General features: G+C 45.6%; 3 protein-coding genes and 1 tRNA gene. 3 read left to right on the top strand and 1 reads right to left on the bottom strand.

Going from position 1 to position 4,360, the window contains the following annotated elements:
- The coding region (locus DW694_RS10725; protein WP_207664239.1) for a pentapeptide repeat-containing protein at positions 1-223 on the top strand (223 nt) is incomplete at its 5' end.
- Positions 224-406: 183 nt separating this feature from the next.
- Here the strand turns inward: DW694_RS10725 and DW694_RS10720 are convergent.
- A complete protein-coding gene (locus DW694_RS10720; RefSeq protein ID WP_022427213.1) occupies positions 407-1,378 on the bottom strand; it encodes a carbohydrate kinase in 972 nt (323 codons plus the stop codon).
- Between the two features lie 215 nt (positions 1,379-1,593).
- On the opposite strand from DW694_RS10720, the gene glgB reads away from it, so the two are divergent.
- Positions 1,594-3,867 (top strand): 1,4-alpha-glucan branching enzyme, encoded by a 2,274-nt coding sequence (glgB, locus tag DW694_RS10715; RefSeq protein WP_118752981.1) that lies wholly within the window; start codon positions 1,594-1,596, stop codon positions 3,865-3,867.
- Positions 3,868-3,994: 127 nt separating this feature from the next.
- Positions 3,995-4,067, top strand: a tRNA-Thr gene (locus DW694_RS10710).
- Positions 4,068-4,360 lie beyond the last annotated feature (293 nt).

Genomic DNA, 4,360 nt, shown 5'->3' with positions numbered 1-4,360 from the left:
TGCAAATATATCAAATGCAAATATATCAAATGCAAATATATCAAATGCAAATATATTAAATGCAAATATATCAAATGCAAATATATTAAATGCAAATATATTAAATGTAAATATATCAAATACAAATATAATGTGCAAATATAATATGCGTAATGATATTGGTTGTAAATTTTTATACGATAAGATATTAATAAAAATATATGATATAATAGGGAAAATATGAAGAATACACAACAATTGGCGGATAGGCGCGAAGCGTCGTTTCTGCGGTACGTGCCCGGAAAGAGGGGGTGCAGGGGGAGAAAAACGGGCTTCGTAACTTTGAGTGCTTTCTCCCCCTGCGGTGTTTTCTCAGCTTTTCAAAGCCAATAAACAAAAAAATAATTCAATAAAAGAAAAACATACACTACTTGCGGGATGCAATGAAGTCAAGAACTTCATCTCTTTCAGGCATTACGCGGAGTGCTCCCTTCTTTGTTGTGATGAGAGAAGCTGCTGCATTTGCAAAAGTAAGCAGCTCTGCGAGATTTTCGTCAGTGAGATCCTCAAGACCGTGTTCCAGCACATAATTCAGGGTGCTTGCACAGAAGGTGTCTCCTGCACCGGTGGTTTCAATGGTTTTTTCCTGAAGGAAAGGAGCAGCCTCGACCTTCCGTCCGCGATAATAAGCGCGGCTTCCGTCTTTTCCCATTGTGATCAGCACAAGCGGGATATGATATTTTTCTTCGATAAGGGCAGCACCCTTGTCATAATCTGTTGTGTCAAAAAGAAATTCCACTTCATTATCAGAAATCTTCAGTACATCACAGCGTTCCATGCCGTATTCGATCTCTTTGCGGGCATCGTTCAGATCCTTCCAGAGTGGAGGGCGTAAGTTCGGGTCAAAGGTGATGATGCATCCGGCTTCTTTTGCCACGTCAAGAGCATAGCGGGTTGCTTCACGGACACCCTCATGTGTGGAAGAAAGTGTGCCGAAATGGAAGATCCTGGAATTGCGGATCAGATCGGCATCTACCTCATCCTTTGTCAGCATCATATCTGCACCTGGATTACGGTAGAAAGAAAAATCACGGTCTCCGTCCGGGTAAGTATGTACAAAAGCAAGGGTAGTGTGAATTTCATCGTCCATGACAAGATTTCTGGTATCAATGCCGCATTCTTCTACGGCAGCCTTCAGCTGCTTGCCGAACATGTCGTTTCCGACCTTTCCGATAAATGCAGTTTTTTTGCCAAGACGGTTCAGCATGGCAAGAACGTTACAGGGAGCTCCGCCCGGGTTTGCCTCGAAAGTAGGGTTTCCTTGGGAACTGTCACCGTTTTCTGTGAAGTCGATCAGAAGCTCGCCGAGAGCTGTTACATCATACTGTCTGTTTTCCATTGATGATTCCTCCTGATAAGTTATTTGTTTCATATTCTGCTTCATATTATAATCGTTACACATGATTTTGGGAAGAACCAAATCGAATTATTTTCTGTTCTGTTACCGGTTACTTGTGGTGCTTTTTGCGAAGATTAGAACTGTTATCTTTATTTTTCTGTAAAATGGTGGTAAACTTAGTCTATAAAACAACAAATATGATGGAGGAGACGATTATGGCTGATAAAGCGTATGAATATATGGATTGGCCCCGGATCGAGGCAATCGTTTATGGGGAGGAGGCATCACCTCGTGATGTGATGCAGCCAAGGGTAACAGAGGATGGCGTTCTGATCCAGGGATTTTTTCCGGGAGCGGATGCTGCAGAGGTTGTTGTAGGGGAAAAGAGTTATCCGATGATTCTGGAAGATGAGGCTGGTTATTATGCTGTAATGCTTCCACTGAAAAGGATTCCGGAATATCGTTTCCGTGTGATAAGAGGAAGCAGGAAAGAGACTTTTTACGATGCGTATGAATGTCCATGCCAGATCACGGAAGAGGAGGAACGAGCTTTTTGTGCCGGTGTCTATTACAAGGCATATGAGAAGCTGGGAGCGCATCCGGGGACCTGTGGCGAGGTAGAAGGAACATATTTTGCTGTCTGGGCACCCAATGCAATCCGTGTCAGTGTGGTCGGTGATTTTGACAGGTGGGATGGAAGGCGTCTTCCGATGCATCGGATGCCAATGTCCGGAATTTTTGAGATTTTTGTTCCAGGTGTACAGGCAGGGGCCTCTTACCAGTATGAGATCAAGATCAAAGGCGGCAATGTACAGCGGAAGTCTGATCCTTACGGAAATGGAACCCAGGGAGCGCCGTCTGTGATTTCTGTTGTAACAGAGCTGGGGGATTTTTTATGGCAGGATGAAGCGTGGATGAAGGAACGTGAAAGGTTTGCCAGCCGTGAAGTTCCGGTTTCCATTTATGAAACGGATGTAACAGAGTGGAAAAACAGTGGTGAACTGGTGGAGTTTCTGAAGGAAACCGGTTATACGCATGTAGAATTTCATCCGGTGATGGAGTATCTTGACCGAAGTTCAGGAGGATATTCTACGTCTGCGTATTATGCTGTGACTACCCGTTTTGGGACTGCGGCAGATTTCCGGACACTGGTGGAGGATCTTCATCAGGCAGGGATTGGCGTGATCCTGGACTGGACACCGGCTCAGTTTCCACGGTTTGATGCAGGGCTTGAGAAATTTGACGGAACTCCTCTTTATGAAGTACAGGATCCGGCTATGGCCGTTCATCCGATGTGGGGCACCATGCTTTATAATTACGGAAGTCCTATGGTCAAAGATTTTCTTATTTCCAATGCGTTTTTCTGGCTGGATGAATTTCATGTGGACGGACTTCGGATGGATGATGTAGATGCGATGCTGTATCTGGATTTTGGAAGAGAGGCGGGACAGTGGACGGCTAATCTTTATAGTTCCAATGAGAATCTTCAGGCACTGGAGTTTCTGAAGCATCTGAATTCTATTGTGAAGAAGCAGTATCCGGGGATTCTTTTGATCGCACAGGAGGATGGTTTATGGCCGCAGCTTACAGACAGTGTGGAGAATGATCATCTGGGGTTTGACTATAAATGGAGTGGTGGCTGGACAAAGGATCTTCTTTCTTACCTGGAAGCAGAGCCTTTGGACAGACGAAATTATTATGATCAGCTGACGCTTTCCATGATGTATGCATATAGTGAGCATTATGTACTGACTCTGGGGAAGAGAGATGTGGGTACGTTAAAAGAGTTTCTGGAGAAGCTTCCGGGATCTTCAAGGCAGAAGGATGCTCAGCTGCGTGCTGCGTATGGCTATCTGATGCTTCATCCGGGTGTGAAGATGACTGCGCCGGATGGGGATGTGGGGCCGGAAATGAGGGCGTATCTGCATGATCTGAATGAACTTTACAGGAATCATTCGGCGTTGTATGCAATGGATGGTAATTCGGATGGGTTTGAGTGGATCCAGTTTACCAGCTATGATGAGAATGTGGTTGCGTTTCTTCGTAAGACGGAAAAGCCGGAAGAAACGATTCTTGCGGTGTGTAATTTTTCACCGGTATCTTATGACAGTTACCGGGTTGGTGTGCCTTTTGCGGGGAAATATAAGGAAATTTTCAACAGTGACAGTGAAAAGTTTGGCGGACAGGGTGTGGTGAACGCACGGGCGAAAGCGGCTATTCATATGGAGTGTGATAACAGGGAATTTTCTTTGAAGCTGAAGCTTCCGGCTTATGGTGTGGCGGTATTTGGGTGTACACCGGAGAAGGGGGATGTGAAGAAAAACTCTGTGAAGAAAGGAAATGTGAAAAAGACTGTGGGGAAAAGCAGGGGAAAGCGTATGGATAAGGCGAAAATGAAGGTGGTTGAAAAATCTGTGGCTGTAAAGGATGCGGTAAAGGTTGTGAAACGGGTGGCTTCTCGCAGGAAGGGGGCTTCCGGGGATGAGTGATGGTTTGTGAATTAAATGGGAATATGGTTGGGGGGGGGATTGGAGGGTAAGGATTTGAGTGGATTGTAGGAAAAAGTGCTTGCATTTTTTGTAAAATACGGTATAATATCAGTTGTGTTTAGCACAAGCTGGAATAGCTCAGTCGGTAGAGCACTTCACTCGTAATGAAGGGGTCGTGAGTTCGAGTCTCATTTCCAGCTTATATATGACTGATGGGAGTCCGGTGTCTTTGGAATATGAAGATGCCGGGCTTTTTTTGGTGTGTATGGATGTGGTCGAGGGACGCCAGAGGAAGGTGGTATCGCTCCGGGAGTGGATGCAGTCGTGGATGTTTTTTGAGGTTTTGAGAGGTGGATGTGGTTGAGGGACGCCAGGGGAAGAAGGCATCGCTCCGGGAGTGGATGCAGTCGTGGATGTTTTTGAGGTTTTGAGAGGTGGATGTGGTCGAGGGACGCCAGAGGAAGGTGGCATCGCTCCGGGAGTGGATGCAGTC

It is taken from the genome of Ruminococcus sp. AM26-12LB (genome assembly GCF_003480785.1).
GTDB classification, from domain to species: Bacteria; Bacillota; Clostridia; order Lachnospirales; family Lachnospiraceae; genus Blautia_A; species Blautia_A fusiformis.
The sequence above is the reverse complement of the archived record's forward strand: the minus strand, read 5'-3'. Positions and strand labels throughout refer to the sequence as shown.